Origin of the sequence: Zhengella sedimenti (assembly GCF_046506625.1) — a bacterium.
Taxonomy (GTDB): domain Bacteria; phylum Pseudomonadota; class Alphaproteobacteria; order Rhizobiales; family Rhizobiaceae; genus Zhengella; species Zhengella sedimenti.
In genome coordinates this window covers 1-518 of the sequence record NZ_JBKFFP010000019.1, presented here as the reverse complement: position 1 = coordinate 518, position 518 = coordinate 1, and the positions used below count along the sequence as shown (strand labels likewise).

1 tRNA gene is annotated in these 518 nt (G+C 63.9%); it reads left to right on the top strand.

What is annotated here, in order from left to right:
• Nucleotides 1-141 precede the first annotated feature (141 nt).
• Nucleotides 142-217: transfer RNA gene (locus ACLB6G_RS20825), tRNA-Ala, on the top strand.
• Nucleotides 218-518 lie beyond the last annotated feature (301 nt).

Sequence of the window (518 nt, the reverse complement as noted above, 5' to 3'; positions counted from 1 at the left end):
GACGGCCCTTGGCCTCGGCGAGATGCTGCGCATTCGGGGTGCGGCCTTGCAGGGACGAAACTGACCGGCGCCTCTCAGCACGTGCCTTCGGCACCTGCCTGCCGGCGCAACGCGTTTTTTGCCTTTGGCAAAAAATCGCTTGGGGCTGTAGCTCAGCTGGGAGAGCACCTGCTTTGCAAGCAGGGGGTCAGCGGTTCGATCCCGCTCAGCTCCACCAACCGCAACCGGCGGAGCCGGATGCGGGGCGGCGAAAGCGTCTTTGCACAGCAAAGCGCGTGCGGCCCGGTGCAGGAAAAGGCACTGTGGTTCAGGCGCCGACGACGTCGCCGCGGCAGGCAAGGCCGCAGGCCGGCGCCGGGAGCGGCAATGGTTGCGCAGCAAAGCGCGTGCGGCTCGGTTCAGCATTGCCTTGGCAACAATCATCATCTGCGGGAGAGTTTGGTTTTGCGGGGTTTTGTGCCTCGCCTGTTTGGCATGACATTGTGAAGAGAAGATTTGTCCGGAGCGCGTCCGGGATA